Raw genomic sequence first — 25937 nt, 5'->3', positions numbered from 1 at the left:
GGTACCTTGATTCGCTCAGACAGTCCTCGCTTTGTGAAACAGGACGTTAAGTCCTGTTTCAGTCGCTGCGGAACTCGCTCGGTCAAGGCACCCCGCGCTTCCGCTTCGCTTTGCCTCGCTCAAACTGGCCCGGCAACTCCGACCGGCGGGGAGCCGCTCCTACATCTTCTCCCGCGCCAGCGTGCAGATCTGGTCGATGACCTCCTCGATGTAGTGGCTCGTGGAGTCGATCTGCACGGCGTCTTCAGCAGCGCGCAGGGGCGCGGTGGCCCGGGAGGAGTCGGCCGCATCGCGGCGACGCAGGTCGGCCAGCACCTCCTCGTAGTCGATGGAGCCGATGCCGCGGTCCACGTTCTGGCGCACGCGGCGGTGGGCCCGCTCCTCGTCCGATGCGGTAAGGAACACCTTCACGGCCGCATCGGGGAACACCACGGTGCCGATGTCGCGGCCCTCCACCACATAATCGCCGCCGTTGCCGATGCGGCGCTGCTGGTCGAGCAGGGCGGCGCGCACCGAGGGGGCAGCCGAGGTGGGGCTCACGGCGCGATCGATCTCGGCCGTGCGGATGGCGTCGGTCACTTCCGCATCGCCGATGAACACGCGCTTGGGCACCGGGTCGCCTTCCACGTGGCCGAAGGCGATCTCGTAGGTGCGGGCGATCTCGCCCAGGGCCGCCTCGTCGTCGAGGGAGACGCCGTTCTGCAGCGCCTGCCAGGCGATGGCGCGGTACATCGCGCCCGTATCCAGGCAGGAGAAACCGAGCTCTTTGGCCACGGCCTTGGCCACGGTGGACTTGCCGGCCCCGGAGGGCCCATCGATGGCGACGATCATTAGCGCACCAGCTCCTTCAGGTCGGTGAGGAAATCGGGGTAGCTTACGGCCACACAGGTGAAATCGGTCACATTCACGGGCACCGACCCGCAGGCGCCCACGAGCGCCCAGGTCATGGCCAGGCGGTGGTCGCCGTGGGAGTTGAACACGAGGCCCTCGGGCACGGTGAGGTCGGGGTTGCCCTCGATGAGCAGGTCGTCCCCCTCCTCCCAGGCGTCCACGCCCAGCTGGGCCAGGCCCTCGATGATGGCGGCCAGGCGGTCGGATTCCTTCACGCGCAGCTCGCCCACCTCGTGGAACACCGTGATGCCGCGGGCATGGGCCGCCACCAGGGCCAGCACGGGAATCTCGTCGATGACCGAGGCGATGTGCTGGGAGGGCACCTCGCAGCCGCGCAGGGTCGGGGTGAATCGCACGCGCAGGGTGCCGCGGGGCTCCTTGCCCTCGGCGCCGCCGTAAGTCTCCTCGATGTCGGCACCCATGCGCTCCAGGGTGCGCACAAATCCGATGCGGGCCGGGTTCAGCGACACGTTCTCGATGGCGACGGAGCTGCCGGGCGTGAGCAGGGCCGCGGCGGCGATGAAGGCGGCCGAGGAGGGGTCGCCGGGCACCACCACGTCGGAGGCGAGCATCTCGGCGGGACCCTCCACGCCGGCCACGCGGGTGCCGGCCGTGGTGGGTACGTTGAACTCGGGCAGCATGAGCTCGGTGTGGTTGCGCGAGGGCGCGGGCTCGGTCACCGTGGTGGCACCCTCGGCGAAGGTGCCGGCCAGAAGCACGGCGGTCTTCAGCTGGGCCGAGGCCATGGGGCTCGCGTACTCGATGGCGCGCAGACGGCGGGTGCCGTGCACCGTGATGGGCAGGTGCTCGGGGGATTCCGGCTCGAAGGTGGCGCCCATCTTCGCAAGCGGGGCCACAATGCGGCGCATGGGGCGCTTCTGCAGGCTGGCGTCGCCGGTGATGGCAACGGCGATGTCCCACGGCGCCACAACACCCATGAGCAGACGGGCGGTGGTGCCGGAGTTGCCGCAGTCGATGGGCGCGTCGGGCTGGCTCGGGCCTTCCGCGCCCCAGCCGGCCACCGTGCCGGCGAGCGTGCCGTCGGCCTGGGCGCGCAGTTCCACCGTGGCGCCCAGGGCCTCCACGGCGCGGATGGAGGCGCGCACGTCTTCCGAATCCAGCACGCCCTCAAGATGCGAGGTGCCCTCGGCCATGGCCGAGAAGAGCACCGCGCGGTGCGAGATGGACTTGTCGCCGGGCACTCGGCAGGCGCCTGAGAGCACGCCGCCCAGAGGCTCGATGGTGGTATAGGGAGGCAGGTTCTCAGTCGACATGAGCGTACTCCTTCGGCATAAGGGGACTGAACGATACGGAGAAACCGGCGTTGATCAGCTGCAGCGACAGCTGGCCGATATCGCCCTCATCGGTCAGGATGAGGGAGAGCACGGCGTTGCCCTCGCTAATATGGTCGATGTCAATGGATTGTATATTGCAGCCCACCGACGAGGCGATGGTGCACACCTCGGCCACCACGCCGGTGCGGTTCACCATGGGGATGCGCACCTCCAGGAGCTTCTCGGTGGAAGGCACCCAGGCGGCGGGCAGGGCGCGGCGAGCCTCGGCGGCCTCGGCGAGCAGGCGCGTGAAGGTGTCGCGGTCGCCCGCGGCCAGGGCGTCGGCGAACGAGCCGATGATGGCAGCCATCTCGGCCAGGCCGTCGCGCAGCGCCTCGGCGTTGTCGAAGGCGATGCCGCACCACAGCTTCGGGGACCCGGCGGCGATGCGCGTGGTGTCCTTGAAACCGCCGGCGGCCAGGCGCATGATGGAGCCGGTGTCGTCGGCGTGCGCGCTGGCCAGCTGCATGAGCGAGGAGGCCACCATGTGGGGCACATGGCTCACGATGGCCACAGCCGCGTCGTGCTCCTCGCGGCGCAGCGACACCACGCGGGCCTCCAGACCGCACACGAACTCGTGAAGGTGCTGGAAGTCCTCGGGGGCGGTGCGCTCGTCGGGGCAGAGGATCCAGTTCGCGCCTTCGAACAGATCGGCGCGGGCCCCGGCGATGCCGCTCTGCTCGGAGCCGGCCATGGGGTGCCCCGGCACGTAGCGCGCAGGCGCGGGCAGAAGTTCCTCGGCGGCGGCCAGGATGTGGCCCTTGGTGGAGATGGTGTCGGTGACGAGCCCCGTATAGCCCCAGTCGCGCAGGCGGGTGAGGTAGTCGTCCACCGCCGCCACGGGCGTGGCGATGACCACAAGCTCGCAGGGGCCCTCGACGAAGGCGCGGAAGGCCGCGTCGTCGGGACCGCCGGCCTCCGCGCACCAGCCGCGCTCCACGGCGGTGGCGCAGGCAGCTGGGTCGGTATCCACCCCGAAGACGCGCACAGAGGGCATCTTGTCGGCTAAAGCCGCGGCCAGCGAGGCCCCGATGAGCCCCAAGCCGATGACGGCCACCGAGGCGAAGGGGGCCGCGGCGGCCGCAGGGGCATCGGCCGCGCACGCCGCCTCGGGTGCGGCGTCGTTCAATGCATCAGAATCAGTCATGAAAATGAGAGTCCTACTCGATCAGGTACCAGTCGCCTCCCATTGTATACGAACGAGGCCACCCCCACCCCGCGATTCGCCCAATCCCCGCGAACGACGGAGGACGAGCGGGACCCGCGCCCGGGCCGCGCCCCGCTCCCCTACTCGTGCAACCGGCTTTGGGCCCAGCCCTCGTCGATGGCGGCGTTGCAGCGCTCATCGAGGGCGGCGGCGCACTCTTCGGGCGATACCTTGCCCATGAGCAAATCGCGGATGCAAAGGTGGAAGGCCTCGCGCACGGCCAGGGTGTCGGGGGTCTCGCCGGTGAAGTCCACCACGTTGCCGATGTTGCCGACGAACAGGTCGTAGGCGGGAATGGCGTCGCCGTAGCGCTCGGCCACACGGTTCGATGCCGGCAGGGCCCCGGCGGCGAAGTCGAGCCAGCGATCGCTGCCGTAGACGAAGGAGATGAAGTCCTTCGCCACCTGCACGGACGTCTCATCGCCGTTGTCGAACACCTGGAAACCCGAGACGAAGGTGGTGGCGCAGCCGTCCTCGTCGGGCCCGGGGAAGTTCACGAGCCCCACCGTGTCGCCATAGCGGGTGATGGAGGCGTTGTTCACCATGTAGATGGCCAGCTGGCCGGCGCGAAACAGGCTGGAGCAGTCCTCGATCTCCAGGTTCTCGGCGTGGGGCGGGAACCACCCGCGGCCCACCCCCTCCTGAATCCAGCGCAGAGCCGCCACCCCCTCGGGCCGCGAGAGGGCGAAATGCCCCGTCTCGTCGTAGAAGGACGAGCCCGCCGAGCGCAGCAGCGTCATGATATGGGTGTCGCCCTGGGGCGAGGCGGCGTACATCATCAGCGGGAAGGTGCCCCGGGGCAGCTCGGCGGCCAGGGTATCCAGGATATGGGTCCACTCATCCAGCGACCAAGCGGCGATGCGCCCCTCGGCGATGAAGCGGTCCAGACCCGCCCGGCGAAACAGTTCCTTGCTGTAGCCGAGCACGTTCTGCCGCGCCAGATAGGGCATCAGGTACACGCGGCCCTCCACCGTGCTGGCGTCCCACAGGTAATCGGACACATCGGCACGCAGGTCGGGCGCGATGATGTCGTCCAGCGGCACCACGCGCCCGGTGTGAACATAGGTGGACGTGTTGAAGTAGTCGCCGTAGAGCACGTCGGGTGCCTTGTCGGTATCGAAGGAGTCGGTCACAGCCTCGTCGTACTGGTTCTGCTCGAATACGATGACCTCCACCTCCACGGGCCGGGCCTCGTAGGTGGCGGCGAAGTCGTCGGCCATGGCCTCGATGACGGTCTCAACCTGGGTGATGCTCTCGTCGAACACCACGCTGTGACCGGTGCGCGGCACCTTCACCACGAGGTGCACGGGCTCTTCCCTCGATGGTGCGCAGGCATGCAGCCCCGCCGCGGCGCAGGCCCCCAGCGCCGTTGCGGCCATGAAACCGCGCCGGGTCAGGAAACGATCCGTCCAGTGGACTCGGCGGCCCGTCTCGCTCATGACAGCCCCTTTCGCACGGCTTCCAACTTCTGCAGCATGAGCCCCACGTTCAGGGGCTTGGGCAGGAAATCGTCCATGCCCGCATCTAAGGCCCGGCGGCGGTCCTCCTCGAACGTGGAGGCGGTGCAGGCGAAGATGAGCACCGTGCCCGCATCGTCGCGGGGCAGATCGCGGATGGCCCGGGCCGCCGCGTAGCCGTCCATAACCGGCATCTGGGCATCCATGAAGATGGCGGCGAAGTGCCCCGTCGGCGACGCCTCGAAGGCGGCCACGGCCTCGGCGCCGTTGCAGGCCACCGTGACCGCGAAGCCCTCTTCGGTGAGGATGCTCGCGATGATGTCGGCGTTCAGCTCGTTGTCCTCGGCCACGAGAATCTCCACCGGCGCGCTCGCGACCGGCTCAGACGCCTCGGCGGCCGCCAGCTCGCCTGTCGCTGCATCCGCACCCTCGGCTGCGGCAGCTCTCACGTTCGCAGAATCGACATCCGCTCCCCCAGCGGTAGCTTTCCCAACCGCGACCGCCGTGCCCGCCGCCTCCGCGCGGGCCGCTTCCTCCGCAGAAGGCTTCTCGGCCGCCTGCCCCGCAGCCCCCTCAGCCGCCGTGTCGTCGCAGCGGGCCGGATCCAGGGGCAGGGGCAGCTTCACCGTGAAGCAGGATCCCTCGCCCAGCGTGCTCTCCACCGTCAGGGTGCCGCCCATCTGCTGCACCAGCAGGTAGCTGATGGACATGCCGAGCCCGGTGCCCTTCTGGGACTCGCTGTTGCTGTTGCGCTCCTGGGTGAACACGTCGAAGATCTGCCGCTGGAATTCCGGCGTCATGCCGCAGCCGGTATCGGCAACGGCAATGGTCAGCTGGGCCTCGCGCCCCGACGCGGCCACGAACTCGCTCGCCGTCAGCGTGATGGTGCCGCCCTCGGGGGTGAACTTCACGGCGTTGGACAGGATGTTCATGAGCACCTGGCTGATGCGCACCTCGTCGCCCACCAGATAAGGGCGGCTCACCCCGTCGCAATTCCGCTCGAAGCGAATGCCGCGCACCTCCACGGGCTCGCGCTGCATGGCGCACACGTTCTCGATCATCCCGATCGCGTCGAAGGGCTCATGGACGAGCGTCACCTTCCCCGCCTGCAGCTTCGACACGTCCAAGATGTCGTTCACGAGCGAGAGCAGGTACTGGGCCGCCTTGCCGAGCCGGCTCACGTAGCCGGCCATGGCCTCCCTGTCGTCGATATGGCGCTCCATCAGGTGGTTCAGACCGATGATGCCGTTTAAGGGCGTGCGGATCTCGTGGCTCATGTTGGAGAGGAACTCGGTGCGGGCGGCCACTTCGGCCCGGGCGCGCGCCGATTGGCGCACGAAGCGCAGGATGAGGGCCATCATGATGCCCACCACCACGAGGGTGGCCGTGATCATGCCCACCGTAAGGGCCATGAACGGGGCGAAGCGCTGGGCGAACACCTCGGTGGGCACGGCCATGATGAACGACCAGGCAGTGCCCTCCACCGGCGCGAAGGACATGACGAGCCGCTCCCCTTCCCCGGTCGTGCAGTTGATGACGAAGCTGGCCCCCTCGGCGATGTTGCGGCGCACGTCCTCGATGGTGACGCCGCCCTCGATGGAGCCGGATTCCAGCATGGCGTAGAAGTTGTCGCGACCGGCCAGGTCGGTGGCGGGGCTGGCGCTGACGATGTAGTACCCCTCGGCGTCCACCACGCTGGAAACGCCCTGGTCGCCGAAGCTCTCGATGACGAGTTGGTTGGAGATGGCCGACAGATCGCTGCGGCCGAGCAGCCCCACGAAGGTGTGCTCGCCGATGCGCAGGTTGTCCAGATCGACGCCGAAGATGAGCGACTCCTTGGTGGTTTCCAAGCGCCCCATCTCGTCGTCGTACAGCGTGGCGAAATGGCCGCGCTCTCCCCTGAGCAGCTCGTCGTAGCTGTGCTCGTCGGCATCCAGCACGAGATAGGAGCTGCTGTAGAGAACGCCCTGGTCGTCGATGAGGTACAGGGCGTTGAACAAATTAGACGAGGCAGCTTCTAAATTCAGCTGCTCCTGGGCCTCGTGCACGTCGCGCACCTCGTAGACCCCCATGCGCTTGACCACCGCGTCCAACCGCCCGTAGGCGTCATCCAAGGCACCCTCGATGGTCTCCACGTCATGGCGGGAAATCTCGTCCACCGAGGTCATGAGGTTGTTGCTCACCGTGGCCGACAGCTGCGCCAGATACACGCAGGCGGCCCCCGTGATCAGCAGCGCCGTTACGGCCACGATGGCGATGTACTTTCCTCGGTTCACGAGCATCCTCTTGTCCGGCTGATGACGTTTTCCCAACGACAGTGTAACACTGAACGGCCGCAGGCTCAAAGGACGGCCAGGTGAGAGGGGAAGGCAACGGGGCCGTCCCTCGGCGGAGCGGCCCCGTTGAGAAGATGCGGGCGCTTCTCTACCAGCTCGCTTCCAGCGCCTTGATGGCGGCGTAGAAGCGCTCGTTCACCGGCGTGGGAATGCCGTGGGCGGCGCCGAGGCGGTTGATGGTGCCGCTGAACAGCTCCACCTCAGTGGGTCGGCGGGCCAGCACATCCTGGCGCAGGGAGGGCATGCCCGCAGGGTTTAAGTGGTCGATGATGTCGAGCCAATAGGCCACGTCCGCATCGGTGAGGGCCACGCCCTCGGCCCGGCCCACCACGGCCACCTCCCCCATGGCCCCGATCATGGCCTCGCGGGCCTCGCCGGGGGCGTGGATGCCGTCAAAACAGCAGTCGTACACCGCGCAGGCCTGGTTCACCCCCACGTTGCAGATGAGCTTGCCCCACAGCTGGTGGCGGATATCCTTAGGGCAGATGAACGGCTGGTCAATGGCGGAGAGCCAGGCGGTCACCCGCGAGAGGTTCGCCTGCTGCACCGGGCTTTCGCCGTCGCGCACGCCCAGGGCGAGCACCCCCACGCAGCCGGCGGTGACCACCGGGCCCACCTTGTGGGAGTCCATCTGCTGGGCCACGCACAGAAGCACCCGGTCCCACCCGAAGCGCTCGGCGAGCACCTCCTCGCTCGTCACCCCGTTGAGAACCGAGATGATGGCGGTGTCCTCCCCCACGAGCGGCGCCGACTGCTCCATGGCCTCGGCCAGGGCACCGAACTTCACCGCGTACAGCACCACGTCGAAGGGAGTCTCGGCGACCTGGGCGGCGGCCTCGTCGTAGGTGAGGTAGGTGGCGGCGATGGGCTCGCCGTTGAAGATAGTGGGCTCGGCGCGATACGCCGCCGTGCGGGCCGTATCAGCCACCACGAACACGCCGCCTGCGCCCATGGCCCGGCCGAAGCAGCCGGCGTACATGGCCCCGAGCGACCCGAACCCCACAATGGCAACGCGCTTGACCGCGCCCATGGCCTATTTCCCCTCCTCGTACAGGAAGTTGTCGATGAGGCGCGTGGAGCCGATGTAGACGGCCATGGCGATCAGGGCCGAGGCACTGATGCGGTCGGTCGGCTGCATGGTGGCGCCGTCCACCACCTCGATGTAGTCGATGCGGGCGAGCGGTTCGGCTTCCACAATGGCCGCCATAAGGGCGCGCAGGGCCGCCCCGTCGCGCTCGCCGGCGGCCACGGCCGCCTCGCCGGCGCGGATGGCGCGGGACAGCACGAGGGCCGCCTGGCGCTCCTCGGGCGACAGGTAGGCGTTGCGCGAGCTTTTGGCCAGACCATCCTCTTCGCGCACGATGGGACAGCCCACCACGGCCACGTTCATATTCAGATCGGCCACCATGCGCTTGATGATGGCCAGCTGCTGGGCGTCCTTCTGACCGAAGAAGGCCCGGTCGGGCTGGACGATGTTGAACAGCTTCGTCACCACGGTGCACACGCCCCGGAAGTGCCCCGGGCGCGAGGCGCCGCACAGGGCGTCGGTCAGCGTTTCCATGACCACGTAGGTGTTGTGGGCCGGCAGATACATCTCCTCGGCCGTGGGATGGAACACCGCGTCCACCCCATGGGCATCGCAGATGGCGCCGTCGCGATCGATGTCGCGGGGATAGGCGTCGAAGTCCTCGTCGGGCCCGAACTGCAGCGGGTTCACGAACACCGACACCACCACACGGTCGCAGGCAGCGCGGGCCGCATCCATCAGGCTCTCGTGGCCGGCGTGGAGCGACCCCATGGTGGGAACGAGCCCCACGGTGAGCCCCGCGGCCTTCCAAGCGGCGATTCGGGCCTTCATGGACCCAACGGTTTCGATGATCTCCATGGTGGCCTCCTACAGGTTCTCGAGCACGCCGGCCGGAGCGGCGTAGCAGTGCTCGGGGGCAGGGAACGTGCCGTCCTTCACGCAGCGGTCGTACTCGGCGTAGGCGCCCCTCATGACCTCGCCCACCTCGGCGAAGCGGCGCACGAACTTCGGCGTGAAATCGTGGAACATGCCGAGCATGTCCTGGTTCACAAGCACCTGGCCGTCGCAGCCGGCCCCGGCCCCGATGCCGATGGTGGGGATGGTCAGCTCGGCCGACACGCGCGCGGCCAGCTCGGCGGGAATGGCCTCCAGCACCACGGCGAAGGCGCCGGCCTCTTCCACGGCATGGGCGTCTTCGAGCAGCTTGCGGGCGGAATCGGCGGTCTTGCCCTGCACCTTGAAGCCGCCGAGCGCATTGATGCCCTGGGGTGTGAGCCCGATGTGGGCGCAGACGGGAATTTGGGCGGCCACGATGGCGCGGATGCGGTCGGCCACCTCCACGCCGCCCTCCAGCTTCACGGCGTTGGCACGGGCCTCCTTCATAAGGCGGCCGGCGTTCGCCACCGCATCGTACACGCTCGCCTGATAGGACATGAAGGGCATGTCCACGACGACGAGCGCCCTCTTCGTGCCGCGGGCCACCGCCGCGCCGTGGTGGATCATGTCCTCCATGGTCACCGACACCGTGTCGCCCAAACCCAGCATCACGTTGCCGAGGGAGTCGCCGACGAGGATGGAGTCGATGCCAGCCTCGTCCACGAGCCGCGCCGTGGTGTAGTCGTAGGCGGTGATCATCGAGATATTCTCGCCCTTTTGCTTCATGGATAGGAATGTGGAAACCGTAACGCTCATGAGCGCCTCCTTTGCGATCCTGCCGCCTTGGGCCCTATCCCAAGTGCAGCGGTATCCTTCTCTGGCGCGTATTATAGCCGCCGCAGAGGGCGGCACAAGGGGAAATAACGAGCGTTTCGATCAGATTTGCCGATACCGTCATGAATGCCGCCTATGGAGCGAAGCCTCCTCAGCATGGGTGCGCGTGGGCGAACGCCGCAGCACGGACGGACGGTCGCGAACAGCCGGGCCCGGGGCGCCCCGAACAGGAAGCGACCGGCCGAATAGGCATCGAGGGCCAATCCGGCGAAAGCACGTCTGCTAGGAAGCGAATTCCCTCAAGGCCGCCACCTCGGCATCGGTCAGCTGGCGCGCCTCGCCTCGGGGCACGTCTCCCAACTCGAGCGGGCCGAACGCCTCGCGGTGCAGCGCGATGACCGGATGCCCCACCGCCTCCAGCATACGGCGCACCTGGCGTTTGCGGCCCTCGCACAGACGCACCTCCACATAAGAGCCCTTCCCCGCCAGAGCGGCGCGGCCGCGCTTGCCGCCATGGCGTTGGCGCCGACCGCTCGCGGCCGCATCCGACCCGATGAGCCGCTCGGCCCGCCGCGCCTCGTCGCCGACGAGCGAACGGGCCCCAGCCGGCAGCGTGGGCCCGTCGTCCAGCATGAGGCCCTCGCGCAGACGACGCAAATCGTAGTCGTTCAGACGGCCCTCCACAAGCGCCAGATAGGTCTTGTCCACATGGCGGCGCGGATGCAGAAGCCCATGGCCCAGCTCGCCGTCGGTGGTGAACAGGAGCAGTCCCGTGGTGTCGGCGTCGAGCCTTCCCACCGGAAAGAGCGCCGGGTACGCGGCCAGCGGACCGGTCATGAGCGCGGCCACCGTGGGCCGACCCTGGGGATCGCTCATAGTGGTCACATAGCCGGCGGGCTTGTGCAGCATGAAGGTGGCACCCTCCTCGGGAAGCGCCACCGGCACACCATCCACGGCCACCGCATCGGCGGAGGGATCCACCGTGGTGCCCATCTCGGTTACCACCGCACCGTTGACCGTCACATGCCCCGCGGCGATCAGAGCCTCGGCATGACGGCGCGAGGCCACCCCGGCCCGTGCCAGAAACTTCTGCAGGCGCATCTCAGCCATTCCAACGCCTTCCCGATTCTCGCTTTTCGGTCGTATTCAAAATCTGCTGGAGTATTCGCCTTTTGCGGGAAGAAACCCCATTCTGCATCTGAAACGGCCTTTTTTGCGCAACAAACTCCGCGAGATAGACACCGCCGCGATCTTCTCGCGCCGCGAAGCCCAAAAGAGAGCTCCGAAGAGGATTATTTCCCCAGATGGCGGTTAACCGTTTGCTACTTATCAGAGACAACACCGTTGCACCCTATCTACTTCGCGGAGTTTACTGCACAATTTCGCGGGCAAGAGGAGCAAAACTCCCTACTCATCGTCGGTCTCGAAGGTGAGGGAATCGAAATCGATCTTATCCACCACCCCGAGGGTCGAGGCGATGGCTTCGGCGAACATCGCCTCGGCGGACTTCTCACCGGAACGGGCGGCCCGCGATTCGCCAGCTGCTTCCCCGGCGCGAACAACCCGCGATTCGTCAGTGGCTTCCCCGGCGCTGACAGCTCGCAATTCGCCAGCGATCTCGCCGATGGTCGCGGCCATCGTCCCAAGGCCTTCGCCGCCCGCGACATCCGCAGCCGCCCCGAACGCGCTCTCGTCTTCAGGCCCCTCCTCGCCAGCCCCCGCGCGCTCGGCCGTCCCGGCGCACTCGGCATCCAGCGCCTCGGTCAGCGACGCGGCGGCGGCATCCAGGCCGGCGTACATCTCCTCATCGAAGAGCAGCGCCTCGCCGTCGCCCTCGGCCGTGTCCTCCCCCATGAGGGCCCGGGCCATGCCGCGAGCCTGCTCATCGCTTACGGCCACATCCTCGCGGGTAGCGCTCAGACGCTCGGTGATGAGCCGGCGCGTCTCCTCGTCGGGGGCGAAATCAGCCAGATCGGGCAAATCGGCCGGGCTGTGCAGGCCGAACTTCTCCAGAAAGCCACGGGTAGTGCCGTACAGGGTGGGGTTGCCCGGCGTGTCGGCGGTGCCCACCTCGCGCACGAGCCCCTTCTCCACCAGGGAGTTGATGGGGCTATCGGAGTTCACGCCGCGCACGCTGGCCACCCCGGCGCGGGTCACCGGCTGGGTGTAGGCCACGATGGCCAAGGTCTCCATGGCCGCCGCCGACAGCTTGCGGGTATCCCAGGACAGCACGTACTTCTCGATGAGCTCGTGGTAGGCTGGATGGGTGAACAGCCGCCAGCCGCCGGCCACCTCGCGCAGCTGGATGCCAGAGCCATCGCGCTCCAGCTTCTCGCGCAGGGCCACGAGGGCCGCCTCCACCGAACCGGGCGCGCACTCCAGCATCTCGGCCAGGGCGATGGTGCCCACCGGCTCGTCGGTCACGAACAGCATGGCCTCCAGGGCCCCCGTCAGCTGGTGCTCCTGCAATCCCTGAAACATCGTCTATCCCTTCGTTGCTCTTCTCAGCGTCAGCGCGGCCCGCCAGACAGCGGCGCGCTCCGCCGCCTCCGGGCAGCTCGCGCCGCGGGCGGATGCGCCCCTCAGGCCTCGCCCACCGAAGTCAGTGCGTCGTCGCCTTCCAAATGCAGCTCGCCGGAGCCTTCGATGTAGTCGATGGCAATATCGCCGAAGGCCTCGTCCTGCACGAGGTTCACCATCACCCGCTTGTACAGCTCGAGAATGGCCAGAAACGTGACGACCAGCACTTCCTTGGGCGTCTCGGGCCCCACCAGCTCCGAGAACCGCATCTTCTTGCGGTTGCGGATGCGCTGGTGAATGGCCCGCACGTGCACCTCCACGGGGATGGGCTTGGCGGCGATATGCTCGCTTTCCAGCAGGAACACCTCGCGCCGGGCCAGCGCCGCGGCCGCCTGGTAGGCCAGCGCGTCCACGGTGACGCCGGCCAGAAAGTCGGGCATGAGGCCCAGGAAGCACGCGTCGGGCCCGAAGGGGCGCGTATGCATGCGGCCCTCGGCGATGAAGCGGTTGTACAGCACGGCGGCGGCGTTCTTGTACTTCTTGTACTCCATGAGCCGCTCGACCAGGATGTCGCGAGCCTCGGAAGGAGCCAGCTCGGCGAACTCCTCGTCCAGCTCGGTGCGCTCGCGGGGGATGAGGCTTTGGGCCTTGATCTCCAGCAGCGTGGAGGCCACCAGGAGAAAGTCGCTCGCCACGTCCAGATCGAGGCTGTCCATGCGGGACACCTCTTCGAGGTACTGGTCAGCGATCTCGGTGATGGAAATGGCCCCGATATCCACCTTCTGGCGGCTGACCAGGTACAAAAGCAGGTCGAAGGGGCCCTCGAAACTGTCGATGCGAACCTTGTAGGACATGATCGGTCGCGCGCCTTTAGGAGAAGAACGGCGGGAACATGAGATCGAACAGGTTGCCGGCCGTCGCCCCCAGATACCACGAGAACGGGTTGAAGTGGAACACGTAGGGCACTACCACCATGGCAATCATGAAGATCGGGAAGGCATACTGCTGGATCTGGTAGTACTTCGGCAGGTATCTCGCCGGCAGGAGGATGGCGAAGATGGAAGAGCCGTCCAGCGGCGGGATGGGCAGCAGGTTGAAGAACATGAGGTACAGGTTGATAAGCGCGAACGTGGGCAAGAACATCACGTAGAAGTAGGCGAACAGCTCGCTGTTGGCGAAGGCGGGGTTGGCCACAAGCCCCGAGCAGCCCCAGGCCACCGCCGCCGCGATGGCCGCCATAGCCAGATTGGCCGCCGGCCCGGCAAGGCCCACTATGACGTCGTCGCGGCGCGGATCTTTGAAGTAGCGCGGGTTGTAGGGCACGGGCTTGGCGTAGCCGAACACCGGCCAGCCCATGAGCATGAGCATAGCGGGCAGGATGACCGTGCCGAAGGGGTCGATGTGCTTCAGCGGGTTCAGCGACAGGCGGCCCGACGCCTTGGCCGTGGGGTCTCCCAGCTTGTAGGCGGCGAAGCCGTGGGCCACCTCGTGCAGCACGAGGGCGGGCACGAAGCTTAAAACCGAGCAGATGATGTACGCGATGTTAACCATAGCCCGACAGTGTAGCGCACCCCGCCCGCCGCCGCCCCGCTGCCATGGCGAACCCACAGAAACCGCCGACGAGCGAGCGTAGCTGGGCAGCCCGATGCCAGCCCGGAAACCTCGCGGAGCGCTAGTCGAGCGTCAGCTGCTGGATGTACACGTCGTTGCGGAGCTCCTTGGCGTGGGCCGCGTCGATCACGCCCGCCTCGCGCATCTGCTTGATGAGCTGCAGCTCGCGGGCAAGAGCCTGGGACTGCACGTCCTCCACGGCCTCGTAGGTAGCGCGCAGGGCCTGGAAGTAGCCCGTAAGGCCGCCGGCGGCATCGGCGTCGGACGGTCCCGCTCCAACCGGGCCCTCCCCTGCCTCGTCGTCCTCGGTCTCGCCATCCCACTGGGCGGCAGCCCGACTGAGAGCGTCCATGCGGTCGTACAAATCCCCCACCCGGGCGATCTCGGCGCGGGCGCGGGCGGCTGCGGCGGCCGATGCCGCGGGAACGAGATCCTCCAATATCTCGGCGTAGCGGTGCATGACGATGACCGTGGCCGGCTCGTCGATGGTCGCAGGCGCACCCGCGGAAGCCTCTTCGCCCGAGCGCACGGCACCTGTGAAGGGAGCGTCGGCCCGAATGGAGGCGATCACTTCCAAGATCAGGGAGACCTCGGCATCCACCCGATCGCGCGAGCGAGCCGCCGAACGCTTCGAGGGAACGAGGGCGGGTACGGCGAAGTCGGCCAGGACGAGCGTGAGCACGATCATGCCCGAGGCCACGGAGACGAGCATCGAGCGGTCGGCAGCGGAAAGCGCGCCAGCGGCCGTAAGCGTCAGCATGAGCGAGAGGGTGATGCCGCCCTTGGCGCCCGCAAAGGCCACGGCGAGCGTGCCGCGCAGGGCTTGCGGCGTCAGGCAGGACGCCGCAGCGCGCCCGGCCCTCGCCGCGGCCAGAGCGTCCATGGCGAGCAGCCACAGAAAGCGCACGCCCTCCAGCACTACCGTGAGCACTGCCACCACACCGAGCAGCGCCGCTGGATTCCCCAGGCTCCCCTCGGCCGCCGGCGCGAGCAGGCGCGGCAGCTGCATGCCGAGGATGACGAAGATGATGCCGTTGAGCACGAACTCCAAGGTCTGCCACACGCCAGCGGCCTGAAGCTTCGTGCGCGCGGTGGCCACGGTGTGGCGCTGCGGCAAAAGCGACATGACGAGCCCCGCGGCCACCACGGCGATGACCGCTCCGATATGCAGCGATTTCGCCGTCAGATAGATGACGAAGGGCAGGAGCAGCTCCAGCATCACGTGAAGCGTGGGGGTATCGAGCCCGGTGCGGCGGATGAGCTCCAGAAGCCCCCAGGCGAGCACGCCCATGACCAGGCCGCCGGCGAACCCGCCGAACAGATCAAGCGCGAACTCCTCGCCCGCGTGCACAAGCGAGAACGCGCCGGTGGCCAGAAGCGTCACGCAGCACTGGAAGATCACCGTGCCGGTCACATCGTTGAACAGGGCCTCGCCCTTGAGCAACGCCTCGTGGCGACTCCCGAAGCGGCGGTCGTGGGTGAGCGCCGTCACCGCCACGGCATCGGTGGAGCCCATGGCCGCGCCCAGCGCGCAGGCTGCCGCAAGCGGAATCGCCGGCACCAGAGCATGCAGCGTCGCCCCGCAGGCGATGACGATGGCGAAGACGAGCCCCACCGACAGCGAGGCAATGCCCCAGCGGTTCTTCCACAACGCCCCGGAATCCACATGGCGCGTCTCGTTGAAGTGCAGCGGCGCGATGAACAGGATGAGCAGAAGCTCCGGATCGATCCCCCATTCCAGCGGCGTGGCCACAGCCGCCGCGATGACGGCGCCCAGGGCCACCTGCACGAGCGGCAGCGACACCCGCGGCAGGAACTTGTCCAGGACGCTGGAGGCGATGACCGCCGCCAGCAGAAACAAAATCAGCTCGAAGGTCTGCAACGCGTACCAGCTCCTTATGCGACGGAAAAGTTTCGGAATACCTTAGCGAATAAGCTCGGAAGCCGGCGGGGCGCTTCTGCGAGCGCACCTTGTCGCTCGGGAGCGGGGCATCTCAGGAAAGGCCGAGGAAATCCTGCTGGCGCAGGGCCTCGTAGGCGGCGATGGCCACCGCGTTCGAAACGTTGAGCGAGTCGAGCCCGGCGCCCATGGGAATGCGCACGCACTCATCGGCGAAGCGCTCGATGAGGTCGGCATCCAGCCCGCGGCTCTCGCGTCCGAACAGCAGAAACGCATCAGGTCCATAGGCCACTTCCGCATAGGTGCGCGGCGCGGCGCCGGTGAACAGGTGCAGCTCGTCTTCCCCGTGGGCCTCCAGAAACGCCCCGAGATAGGGCCATCGCACGATGTCCACGTCGTTCCAGTAGTTGCACCCGGCCCGCTTCAGGTTCTTCTCGGTAGGGCGGAACCCCATGGGCTCGATGAGGTGCAGCCGGCTCCCCGTGCACGCGCACGTACGAGCGATATTCCCCGCATTCTGGGGAATCTCCGGCTCAACCAATACGATGTTCAGCATCTCTCTACCTCAACCTAGTCAACGTATAGAGGGATACGGGGTGGTGCTCACCAAGCGAGTTCCGCAGCGAACGAAACAGTCCAGTGGACTGTTTCGCCGAGCGAGGACTGTCTGAGCGACTGAGCATTACCCCGTAGCCCGACCTCGAGGAGCTGCAAATTACGCTTGCTCCTGCTGACGCGCCATTTCCGCTTCCAGCTCCTCGGTGAGCGCGAACCACTCCTCCTCGGCGGCGGCCAAGCGTGCCTTAAGCTTGGCGTGCTCGGCGATGGCGTCGGATGAGGCGTCCTCATTCACGTAGAAGTCCGGGTCGGCCATCATCGCCAGCAGCTCCTCCATGCGGGCGTTGTCGCGCTCCATTTGCTCGTCGAGCTGGGCGATGCGCTTGCGGTGGTTCTTCAGGGCGGCGTAGGCGCGGTTGCGGGCCTCGGCCTCGCGGCGCTTCTGCTCCTTGGTCTTGGGGGCGCTGCCCTTCGGGGCCGTGAGCTGCACCTCGCTCCCGCCCGCCGTACCGGCCGCCGCCGCAGCCGACGCAGCCCCGCTGCGGGCCGACGCGGCACTAGGAGCAGCCCCATTGCCCCCGTCGCGGTCGCGGCGCCGGTTCACGGTGATCTTCGTGGGCGCAGCGCCGCCGGGCGCGCGCTTCTCGGGGGCGGCGGCGCTCCCCTTCCCGTGGATGCCCCCGTCGGAGAGGGCCTCGTCCACCAGCGTGCGGTCGGCGCTCGCGTCGCCTTCCAGCTGCCCCGACTTGTACAGGTAGTAGTCGTAGTCGCCGTCGTAGTTGGTGATGCGGCCGTCCTTCACCTCCACGATGCGGTTGGCCACCCCGCGGATGAGGTGCCGGTCGTGGGTGATGAACAGGATGGTGCCCTCAAAGTGGCGCAGGGCCTGCTCCAGGATGTCGGCCGAGGAGATGTCCAAGTGGTTGGTGGGCTCGTCCAGGCAGAGCAGGGGCTTCGGCGCCACGAGCATCTTCGCCAGGGCGAGTCGGCCCTTCTCGCCGCCCGAGAGCACGCCCACCTTCTTCTCCACGGCATCCCCCGTGAACAGGAAGGCGCCCAGCAGGCTGCGCACCTGGGAGATGGACCAGCCGGGAGCGGCGTGGTCCAGTTCCTCGAAGACGGTGTTGCCCGCGTGCAGCTCTTCCAGCTGGTGCTGGGCGTAGTAAGTCAGATCCACATTCACGCCGTAATCGATGGTGCCCCCGTCGGGCTTCTCCACCCCCGCGATCATCTTCAAAAGCGTGGACTTGCCCGCGCCGTTGGGCCCCACGAGCGCCACCTTGTCGCCGCGGTACATCGTGAAGTCCACCCCGTCGTAGACCGTATGATCGCCGTAGCGCTTCACGAGGTTCCGGGCCCGCACCACCTCGTCGCCGGTGCGCGGCGGCTGCACGAAGTTGAAGTGCACGGTCTTCTTCTCCTCGGGAATGATCGGCAGGGTTTCCTTGATCTTCTCGATGCGGCGTTCTCGCTCCTGGGCCTGCTTGGCCTTGGTGGCCTTGTAGCGGAAGCGATCGACGAAGGCCTGGAGGTGCGCGATCTCCTCCAACGACTTGGCGCGCTCGGCCCGCAGGCGCTCCAGGCGCTCCTCGCGCATGACGAGGCACTTCGAGTAGTTGCCCTTGTACAGGTTCACCTGGCCGTTGTCGATCTCGGCCACGCGGTCCACCATATTGTCCATGAAGGCGCGGTCGTGGGACACCACGATGACAGTGCCCGCATAACCGCGCAGAAAGCCCTCGAGCCACTTCACCGACTCCAAGTCCAGATGGTTGGTGGGCTCGTCGAGCAGCAGCACCTCCGGGTTGCGGATGAGCAGCTTCGCGAGCGCGATGCGCATCTGCCAGCCGCCGGAGAATTCCGTGGTGGAGCGCGCCATGTCCCCCTCGGTGAACCCGAGGCCGAACAGCACGCTGCGCACCTTCGATTCCAGGGAGTAGCCGCCAAGCATCTCGTAGGCGTCCCGCGCCCGCCCCACCGCCGCCAGCTGCGCCTCGGTGGGCGCAGGTCCCAGCTCGGCCTCCAGCTTGTGCAGGCGACGCTCGGCCTCGAGCACCTCGGTCTGGGACGAGATGACCTCCTCGAAGACGGGCAAGTCCCCCATCTCGATGGCCTCCTGCTCCAGGTAGCCCACCCGGGCCCCCTTGGCGAACAGCACGCGGCCCTCATCCGGGTCGTCCTCACCGGAGATGATGTTCAGAAGCGTCGTCTTGCCCGCGCCGTTGGGCCCCACAAGCGCCAGCCGGTCGAACTCCTCCAACCGGAAGGTGACGTCGTGGAACAGCACGCGGCCGCCGTAGGCCTTGGAAAGATGTTCAGTTTGCAGAATCATGATGGGAATCTTCCTTGGAAATATCGTTGGATACCGATACCTTTTCTTTGATTTGCAGGGCCGCCTCTACCTCGTCCGACACTATCCAACGACCGCTGCGCTTACCGCCGTCGCGCCTCAGCAGGCCCTTCTCTTGAAGCCGGACGGTGCGCGTCTTCACGGTGCGCTCCGAAATGCCGAGTTGGGACGCCAAAGCTTTCTGCGTGAGCGAGCCGTCGGCCGCAAGCAGCCTCAATACAGCCAGCTCGTCCAAAGTGCAATCTAAAGTGCAACCAGCCCCCCAAGTATTGCACTTTGGGACCGCCGCCGATGCACTTTGAGACTCCTCTCCATTCGCCATCTGCCGGTAATCAACATGGAGATAGCGATTCTTCAACTCGTGTTTCGCCCCTAAAAGGAGATTCTCGAAGAACCGGTCCAGATACCGGAACGTCGCATGAACGCCTTTCTGAAAGTCAGTATAGTTCGCCCTCACCAGCGCGTTGCGGAAATACCAGGAATGCTCCTTGAATTCGTCGTTGGTTACGACAAGCCCTTTGGAGCTCAGGTACTTGATAACGAACACCGCCGTCGTTCTCGTGTTGCCCTCGCGAAAGGGATGAATCTGCCAGATGCCAGACGCGAATTTGGCAATATGGGCCACCGCTTCAGCAAGGGACACATCGGCGTAAGAGAACGAAGCCTCCTGCTCGAAATCGTACTTCAGGCTCTCCCACACCAATTCGCATGGAGCGTAGAGCACGGTTTCACCAGCCAAAACCCATTCCTTCTTCGTGATGTTGTAGGGCCGCACCTCGCCAGCGCCTTTGATAATACCCGTAAAGAGCCTCTTATGAATCGCCATGAGAGCCGCCGGGGAAAACTGGAAGGTATCCTCGCCAAGTATCTCGGCAATACGCTGGGAAACCTTATCGGCCTCCTCGATGTCCTCCTCAGCAATTCCGCGCGAGCGCCGTTGCTCGTAATAGCCGTCGATGCGCCGACGAGCATCGAGGGAGTCGATCTTGCCCTCGATGTGCTCTTTGGCCGTATCGATAAGATACTCGGACACCTCGAGCCCATCCACTGCCTGCAGACCGATGGCGGTCTGCCATACCTCGGCTTTGCGAGCACGGTCGGGCTCGCCTTCGCGGATGTAGGCCTCCAGCTCGAAGGCCCAGGGCTTCAGGTCGGTCATAGCGGCAGCCCCTTCCTTCGACGCGCGGACATGAAAAAGGCCCCTCCGCAGAGGGGCCTGTGAGTTATGGTGGTCGCTACAGGATTTGAACCTGTGACCCCCGCCGTGTGAAGGCGATGCTCTCCCGCTGAGCCAAGCGACCGGATCATGTGCAACTCACTGAGTGACTTGCGACGGCTAAATATAATACACAGGTTTCAGCCAATGCGCAAGGGGTAATCTTGTATACTGTCTCAACATATTCACAATTCCATCGCAAAGGAGAAGAAAGCACCGATGGCGAGCGATATGACCAGCGAGACCTTCCTCGCTTCTAAGAAGATCAGCGACGAGATCAACGCCGATCTGCCCCTGCATCCCGAGAAGTACACCATGCTGTCGGGCGACCGCCCCACGGGCCGCTTGCACATGGGCCACTACTTCGGCACCATCAAGGAACGCGTGGCCCACCAGAACATGGGCATTCGCACGAACATCATCATCGCCGACTACCAGGTCATCACCGACCGCGATACCACGGCCAACATCGCCGACAACGTGCACAACATGGTCATCGACTATTTGGCCTGCGGGGTCGATCCGGAGAAGACCGTCATCTTCACCCATTCAGCCGTGCCGGCCCTCAACCAGCTCATGCTCCCCTTCCTGTCGCTGGTGACCGAGGCCGAGCTGATGCGCAACCCCACGGTGAAGGCCGAGCAGGAGGCCTCGGGCCACGCGCTCACGGGGCTTCTGCTCAGCTACCCGGTGCACCAGGCCTGCGACATCCTGTTCTGCAAGGGCAACATCGTGCCCGTGGGCAAAGACCAGCTGCCCCACATCGAGCAGACGCGCCTCATCGCCCGCCGCTTCAACGAGCGCTACGGCCGCATCTTCCCCGAGCCCCACGGTCTTCTGACCGACGCCGTGGAGATTCCCGGCCTCGACGGCCGCAAGATGTCGAAGAGCTACGGCAATGCCATCGCCCTGTCGGCCACCGAGGAGGAGACGGCCAAGCTCATCAAGAAGAGCCAGACCGACTCCGAGCGCATGATCACCTTCGACAAGGAGAACCGCCCCGGCGTGTCGGCCCTGCTCACCACTGCCGCGCTCACCACCGGGCGCACCGAGGAGGATATCGCCGCTGAGATCGCGGGCGACGGCGCAGGGGCGCTGAAGCGCTACGTGACCGAGGCGGTGAACGGATACCTGGCCCCCATCCGCGAGCGCCGCCGCGAGCTGGAGGGCAAGCCGGAGCTGGTGCGCGAGATCCTGCACGAGGGCAACCGCCGCGCCAACGAGATGGCCAACGCCACCCTCGATGAGGTGCGCGAGGCCATGGGCATGGTGTACTAGCGGCCACCCCCCCCCTGAACGACGAGGCCCGCGAGACGTCTCGCGGGCCTTTTTGCATGCGGAGGAGGGGCGGGGCGAAGAGCGGCAGCCGGAAACGGGGTCCCGGGTCGACCGCGGGGCTCCGCGCCCGAACGCCTTAGACCGTGTCCTCCAAATCCATCTGCATGAGTTGCACGCTCTCGCGCATGCGCTGGGCATGGGCGCGGGAGAGACGGTCATCCTCGTAGGCGTCTTGGATCTGCTCCAGTTCGAAGGCGTAGGCGCGGCGCTTGATGCCGTCGGCCAGATCGTCCACCTTGATGACGGAGGTCACCGATGGCCGGGCGCTGTGGAGGGCCGCCACCGAGCGCTGGTACTCCACGAGCAGCGTGGCCGCGTCCTCGGTGGGCACCTGGCTGGAGGCCACGGCCTCTTCCAAATGCTCAATGGCGTAGGTGCGCGTGGCCGTCTGCAGCCAGCGCATGTCCTCGGTGCGCTCGGCCAGGGCGGTGTTGCCCGGCAGCTCCCGGAGCACCGCCCGCAGGCCCCGGTGCCACAGGGCCCGGAAGCGGCCGTTCCAGCGCCGCAGCCGCCCACGGCCGCGACCATGCTCCAGAAGATCCATCACCTGCTCGAGGCGCCCCATATAGCGATAGGCCACTACACCGGAAACCACACCGCGTTCCATGAGCTCCATGGCCCGATCGTACTCCCAGCCGAGGGCCTTCAAGCGCAGGGCCACGTTGGGCTCGTCCTCGATGCCGTTGTTGGCCTTGATGCGGGACAGGCGGTCGTTGTAAGAGCGAATGACGGCCTGGGTCTCGGCGCTGTTCTCCGCGTTCTGCTGAGCCGTGAGCATCTCGATGACCTGGCGCATAATATCCATGGTGGTGGCGGCATCCTGGTCGGCCCGGCGCTGCTCATCTTCCCCCTCGTCGCGAGCCGGGGCCAAGAGCGGCACGACGAACGTGGCCAGCAGCAGCGTGCACACGATCACGCCGCAGGCGAGGAAGATGAGCAGCTCGCGCTGGGGAAAGGGCACGTTGGGCGGCCCGATAACCGCGTAGGTGGGCAGGGAGAACATGATGGACAGCGTGATGGTGCCCTTGGCGCCCGAGAAGGTCGTGATGAGGGCGCTGCGCACGTCGCGGCCCGTGAAGCGACGATGCTGGACGCGGCGCACGTGGACGAGATCCATGACGAGCACCCAGAGAAAACGGGTTGCCAGAAGGACGAAGGTGAGTCCGAGCACGAGCAGCACCAGGGTGGAGTTCGTGATGCGCACGTTCTCCCACGTCTCCTGCATAGCCAGGGGCAGCTGGGTGCCCAGCAGCACGAACACGATGCCGTTCAGGGCGTAGGTGAGCACGTGCCACACGCTGCCGGAGACGATGTTCATGCGCGAGACCGACGGCCCGATGACCCCCTTCGGCGACGTGACGTTGATGAGGCCCGCCACCACCACGGCAATGACGCCGGACACGTGGCAGACATTGGCCACCAGGTAGATGAGGAAGGGAATGAGCACCTCGAACAGGACGTGGAAGTTTGTGTTCTCCACGCCGATGGAGCGGGCGCGGCGCACCACCCCGTTGCCGATAAGACCGAGGACCACGCCGAGCAGCAGGCCGCCGACGAATTCCACGAGAAAGTCCACGCTGGCGTTCACGAGGGAAAACGAGCCGGTGAGCACGGCGGCGATGGCGAACTGGAAGGACACAATGCCCGAGGCATCGTTGAGCAGCAGCTCTCCCTTGAGCATGGAAGCCTGGCGCTTGGGAATGTCCACCGACTTGGACAGGGACGACACGGCCACGGCATCGGTGGGGCCGAGGGCCGCGCCCAGGGCGAAGGCCGCCGCCAGGGGGATGGAGGGCACAAAGGCGTGGAGCAAAAAGCCGATGACGAGGGTGGTGGCCACCACGAGCCCGATGGCCAAGGACAGCACCGGCTGACGCTCGCGCCAGAGGGCCTGCTTGTCGGCGTGCTTCGCCTCGTCGTAGAGCAGAGGCGCGATGAACATGACCAAGAAGAGCTCGGGATCGAGGGTAACCTTCACATCGCCGCCGGCCACAAGCGCGATAACGAGCCCGATGGCGATCTGGATGAGAGGCAGCGATATGCGGGGGATGATCTGATCGATGAGAGAGGATGCCAGCACGGCGGCAAGCAAGAGCAGGCCGAGGGTCAGGGCTTCCACAGATGCATCTCCTTTGGAACGCAGGTTGACGGGAGTACGCTATTGTAAAACATGGTCGGGCGCCCTTTCCAGCGAAAGGGCGCCCGCACTCGGCAAATTAACAAGACCCGAGACTCTCCGCGCCGCCTACTTCGCGAGACGGATGCGGAGGTTGCGACCGCTCTGCTCGAGGTCGTAATCCCCGACGGCGGCCATGTACTGGCGCATCTGGGCATACCCGAGGTCGCGCACCTTGAAGTCCTTGAAGCGGGCCCGCAAACGGTCGGTGATAGTGGAGAGCATGATGCCCCCCTCCCCAGCCTCGGCCACCATCTGGCGGATATAGTTCTCCGGCGTATCGGCCGCCGGCTGGGGCGCCTCCTTCTTCGCCGGCGATTTCCGCGCGCGCTTCTTCGGCCGGGCGGCCTCATGCGCCTCCGAAGAAGCCTCGGCCTCGGGGATCTCCGCGGCCGCCGAGGCCTTCGTGGGCGCGGGAGCCGCGGCGGCCGTCTTCCGGGGACGGCGCGGCTTCGCGGGGGCAGCTTGCGCAGGAGCCGTGGCCGGCTCGGCATCCCCCGCCGCAACCTCTGCGGGCACCGGGGTACGGGCGGCGTCGGCGTGGGCCTTGCGCTCGGCGCGGGCCCGGCGGCCCGGCTTCGTGTCGCGCAGGGGCTCCGGCGCGGCCTCTTCCCCAGTGGCCGCCGGGACCTCCTCGGCCGGCGCGGCGACCTTCGCGGCCTCCTCGGGAGCAGCCCCGGCGGCGCCCTCGGCCGGGCGGGCGGCTGCCGTGCGGCGAGAGCGGCGCTTCGGCTGAGGCTCGGCGGCCTCGGCCGGAGTGGCCTGCGGGCCCTCAATGCCCTCGAGGACAACCTCGACGACATCGTCGACCGAGGCCGGGGCCGGCTCTTCCGTCGCGGGCTCCGCGGCGGGGACGCTGCCCTCGGCCGCGGCGCCAGCCTTGACGGCCACCCGGCGCGTGCCGCGGTGATTACGGCCGCGGGCCGGCTTGTCGTCCTTATCTGCCTTGTCGGCCTTGTCTGCCGACTCCGCCCCCTCAGCCTTCCCCTCGCCGCCGGCCTCCGACCCCTCGGCAGTCACCCTTCTGCGCGAGGAGGACCTCTCCTCGCTCGCAGCGCCCTTCTCCCGAGCGGCGCCCTTGTCCCTGGACGGGCGGGCGGGCTTCTCGTCGCCGCCCTCGGCCAGCTCCACGGTGACCGAGCTGTGGTCCTTGGTGATGTTCACGCGCGTGAACTCCTCCAACAGCTTCGAGAGCAGGTTGGTGCCGTAGCTGCGCACATCGAAGTCGGGGTAGCGCTTCTGCAGGCGGCTGCCGATCTCACCGAGGCCCGTGGCCTTCCCGTTGTTTTGGTTGTCGGTGATGATATCCACCACGGCCTGCTCCACGGCATCCTTGGGCACGGCGCTGCCGTTGCCCCCGCCCGAGCCGCCGGAGCGCTCGCGCTTGTTCTGTATGAGCAGCTCCAAGGTGGTGAACACATCGCAGGCACGGCGGAAGGGCACCGGGGTCTTCTTCTCCCCCATGCCGATGACGGTGCGCCCGCTCTCGCGCAGGCGGCTGGCCAGGCGCGTGAAGTCGGAGTCGCTCGACACGAGGCAGAAGCCGTCCACGTTGTCGGTGTACAAGAGGTCCATGGCGTCGATGATCATGGCCGAGTCGGTGGCGTTCTTGCCCTGGGTGTAGCCGAACTGCTGGATGGGGGTGATGGAGTTCTCCAGCAGGGCGTCCTTCCACTTGGAGTGGAGGGTGAGCGTCCAGTCGCCGTAGATGCGCTTGATGGTGACGGTGCCGTACTTCGACAGCTCGTTCAGGATGGGCTTGATGTAGCGGGCCGACACGTTGTCGGCATCGATGAGCAGCGCGAAGCGCTTGTCGGAAGTCTCGCTGAGTGGTTTGGTTTCCATAATGGGAGCCTTACATGAAAAGAACTCCCGAGCGGGAGTTCGATGTTTCAAAATGGTGCTCCGTGAAGGACTCGAACCTTCGACCTTGGGATTAAGAGTCCCCTGCTCTACCAACTAAGCTAACGGAGCACATCGTGCCTGCGCAAAGCGCTTGAACATTTTAGATCATCGCGAAGCTTTACGCAAGACCCAATTTTCAAGCGCGCTGGGGTGGATGATGGGACTCGAACCCACGATCTCCAGAGCCACAATCTGGCGCCTTAGCCAACTAGGCCACACCCACCATTTCGCGCAAGGCTGAATTATAGGCGTATCCATCTGTTTGCGCAAGACCTAATTTTTCTCGACCGCTCCCGCCAGATCTCGCACCACTTCCCCACCGAGGATGAGGCCGGCCACGGAGGGCACGAAGGCCACAGAGCCGGGGGCCGGACGGCTGCCGTCCTTGACGGCTTCGGGGG

19 protein-coding genes and 3 tRNA genes are annotated in these 25937 nt (G+C 66.5%); 1 reads left to right on the top strand and 21 read right to left on the bottom strand.

Annotated elements, in window-relative coordinates:
• Positions 1-159: 159 nt before the first annotated feature.
• The 17 genes from cmk to F8D48_RS08285 form a co-directional block, all read right to left on the bottom strand.
• Positions 160-831, bottom strand: coding sequence for a (d)CMP kinase (gene cmk / locus F8D48_RS08375; RefSeq protein ID WP_151431167.1), 672 nt, complete (start codon positions 829-831; stop codon positions 160-162).
• On the bottom strand, positions 831-2165 hold the full coding sequence (gene aroA, locus F8D48_RS08370) for a 3-phosphoshikimate 1-carboxyvinyltransferase (RefSeq protein WP_151431165.1): 1335 nt from the start codon (positions 2163-2165) through the stop codon (positions 831-833). The genes cmk and aroA overlap by 1 nt, the downstream gene beginning before the upstream one ends.
• Entirely contained in the window at positions 2155-3372 is a 1218-nt protein-coding gene (locus tag F8D48_RS08365) for a prephenate dehydrogenase (RefSeq protein ID WP_151431163.1), read from the bottom strand. Before F8D48_RS08365 ends, aroA begins: the two co-directional genes overlap by 11 nt.
• A 140-nt stretch (positions 3373-3512) precedes the next feature.
• The gene (locus F8D48_RS08360) at positions 3513-4871 is read right to left on the bottom strand and encodes an ABC transporter substrate-binding protein (protein ID WP_151431160.1); all 1359 of its coding nucleotides are present in this window, start codon (positions 4869-4871) and stop codon (positions 3513-3515) included.
• On the bottom strand, positions 4868-7165 hold the full coding sequence (locus tag F8D48_RS11670; RefSeq protein WP_170272781.1) for a hybrid sensor histidine kinase/response regulator: 2298 nt from the start codon (positions 7163-7165) through the stop codon (positions 4868-4870). Before F8D48_RS11670 ends, F8D48_RS08360 begins: the two co-directional genes overlap by 4 nt.
• Positions 7166-7313: 148 nt before the next feature.
• Positions 7314-8255, bottom strand: coding sequence for a ketopantoate reductase family protein (locus F8D48_RS08340; RefSeq protein ID WP_135970459.1), 942 nt, complete (start codon positions 8253-8255; stop codon positions 7314-7316).
• Positions 8256-8258: 3 nt separating this feature from the next.
• A complete protein-coding gene (gene panC, locus F8D48_RS08335) occupies positions 8259-9110 on the bottom strand; it encodes a pantoate--beta-alanine ligase (RefSeq protein ID WP_151431158.1) in 852 nt (283 codons plus the stop codon).
• A 9-nt stretch (positions 9111-9119) separates the two neighbouring features.
• Positions 9120-9944, bottom strand: coding sequence for a 3-methyl-2-oxobutanoate hydroxymethyltransferase (gene panB / locus F8D48_RS08330; protein WP_135970457.1), 825 nt, complete (start codon positions 9942-9944; stop codon positions 9120-9122).
• Positions 9945-10244: 300 nt separating this feature from the next.
• Positions 10245-11072: a pseudouridine synthase gene (locus tag F8D48_RS08325; protein WP_135970456.1), complete on the bottom strand. Its 828-nt coding sequence runs from the start codon at positions 11070-11072 to the stop codon at positions 10245-10247.
• A gap of 297 nt (positions 11073-11369) precedes the next feature.
• Positions 11370-12443: an SMC-Scp complex subunit ScpB gene (gene scpB / locus F8D48_RS08320; protein WP_151431156.1), complete on the bottom strand. Its 1074-nt coding sequence runs from the start codon at positions 12441-12443 to the stop codon at positions 11370-11372.
• 101 nt (positions 12444-12544) lie between these two features.
• Positions 12545-13336, bottom strand: coding sequence for a segregation and condensation protein A (locus F8D48_RS08315; RefSeq protein WP_135970454.1), 792 nt, complete (start codon positions 13334-13336; stop codon positions 12545-12547).
• 16 nt (positions 13337-13352) lie between these two features.
• Positions 13353-14033: a site-2 protease family protein gene (locus F8D48_RS08310; protein ID WP_151431154.1), complete on the bottom strand. Its 681-nt coding sequence runs from the start codon at positions 14031-14033 to the stop codon at positions 13353-13355.
• Between the two features lie 121 nt (positions 14034-14154).
• Positions 14155-15975 carry a cation:proton antiporter gene (locus F8D48_RS08305; protein ID WP_170272780.1) on the bottom strand — a complete coding sequence of 607 codons (1821 nt, stop codon included), beginning with the start codon at positions 15973-15975 and terminating at the stop codon, positions 14155-14157.
• A 112-nt stretch (positions 15976-16087) separates the two neighbouring features.
• Complete coding sequence (locus tag F8D48_RS08300; RefSeq protein ID WP_151431150.1) at positions 16088-16549, bottom strand: tRNA (cytidine(34)-2'-O)-methyltransferase; 462 nt, start codon at positions 16547-16549, stop codon at positions 16088-16090.
• A 159-nt stretch (positions 16550-16708) separates the two neighbouring features.
• The gene (locus F8D48_RS08295) at positions 16709-18883 is read right to left on the bottom strand and encodes an ABC-F family ATP-binding cassette domain-containing protein (RefSeq protein WP_151431147.1); all 2175 of its coding nucleotides are present in this window, start codon (positions 18881-18883) and stop codon (positions 16709-16711) included.
• The gene (locus F8D48_RS08290) at positions 18867-20060 is read right to left on the bottom strand and encodes a Fic family protein (RefSeq protein ID WP_151431146.1); all 1194 of its coding nucleotides are present in this window, start codon (positions 20058-20060) and stop codon (positions 18867-18869) included. The genes F8D48_RS08295 and F8D48_RS08290 overlap by 17 nt, the downstream gene beginning before the upstream one ends.
• Positions 20061-20127: 67 nt before the next feature.
• A tRNA-Val gene (locus tag F8D48_RS08285) sits at positions 20128-20202 on the bottom strand.
• Between the two features lie 134 nt (positions 20203-20336).
• Between F8D48_RS08285 and trpS the strand changes: the two genes are divergently transcribed.
• A complete protein-coding gene (gene trpS / locus F8D48_RS08280; protein WP_240806288.1) occupies positions 20337-21395 on the top strand; it encodes a tryptophan--tRNA ligase in 1059 nt (352 codons plus the stop codon).
• Positions 21396-21531: 136 nt separating this feature from the next.
• Here trpS and F8D48_RS08275 read toward each other — a convergent pair whose 3' ends face one another.
• The 4 genes from F8D48_RS08275 to F8D48_RS08260 form a co-directional block, all read right to left on the bottom strand.
• Positions 21532-23574: a Na+/H+ antiporter gene (locus F8D48_RS08275; protein ID WP_151431144.1), complete on the bottom strand. Its 2043-nt coding sequence runs from the start codon at positions 23572-23574 to the stop codon at positions 21532-21534.
• Between the two features lie 126 nt (positions 23575-23700).
• Positions 23701-25476 (bottom strand): NYN domain-containing protein, encoded by a 1776-nt coding sequence (locus F8D48_RS08270; protein ID WP_151431141.1) that lies wholly within the window; start codon positions 25474-25476, stop codon positions 23701-23703.
• A gap of 53 nt (positions 25477-25529) precedes the next feature.
• Positions 25530-25605 (bottom strand) — tRNA-Lys (locus tag F8D48_RS08265).
• 77 nt (positions 25606-25682) lie between these two features.
• Positions 25683-25759, bottom strand: a tRNA-His gene (locus F8D48_RS08260).
• Positions 25760-25937 lie beyond the last annotated feature (178 nt).

This window comes from Adlercreutzia muris, assembly GCF_008831045.1.
In the GTDB taxonomy this organism is placed as follows: Bacteria; Actinomycetota; Coriobacteriia; order Coriobacteriales; family Eggerthellaceae; genus Adlercreutzia; species Adlercreutzia muris.
Note: the sequence above shows the minus strand (reverse complement) of the source record. Positions and strands in the feature narration are given on the sequence as shown.